At 72.0% G+C, this 546-nt stretch carries 1 pseudogene; it reads right to left on the bottom strand.

Features of this window, described 5'->3' with window-relative positions:
* Positions 1-546, bottom strand: a pseudogene (locus tag AC27IO_RS25300) (pyruvate dehydrogenase (acetyl-transferring), homodimeric type); the annotation flags it as partial.

Raw genomic sequence — 546 nt, 5'->3', positions numbered from 1 at the left:
GGGCGCGGCGTGCGGGCAGGTAGCCGCCCAGCGCCTGGCGGCGGTCGTGCAGGTAGCGCATTTCGGCGCTGTCGTCGGCGGGCTTGCAGAAGGCGGCGGTGCGGGCCTCTTCGTCGGTCAGCGGCAGGTGGAAGCGGTCGCGGTAGGCCAGCAGTTCGTCGGCGCCCAGCTTCTTGTGCTGGTGCGAGGTCATGCGGCCCTGGCCCACGCTGCCCATGCCGTAGCCCTTCATCGTCTTGGCCAGCACCACGGTGGGCTGGCCGGTGTGGCCGGCCGCGCGCGCGAAGGCGGCATGCACCTTGGCCGGGTCGTGCCCGCCGCGGCGCAGGCGGTCGATGTCGTCGTCCGACAGGTGGGCCACCAGGGCCTGCAGTTCGGGGCTCTTGCCGAAGAAGTGGCGGCGGTTGAAGGCGCCGTCGTTCGCGCTCAGGGTCTGGAACTCGCCGTCCACCGTCTGCGCGAAGGCCCGGGCCAGTGCGTGGCCATGGTCGCGCGCCAGCAGCGCGTCCCATTCGGAACCCCACAGGCATTTCACGACGTTCCAGC

The sequence above is a fragment of the Acidovorax sp. KNOB132 genome (genome assembly GCF_057541515.1).
This window is presented reverse-complemented; position numbering and strand designations above follow the sequence as displayed.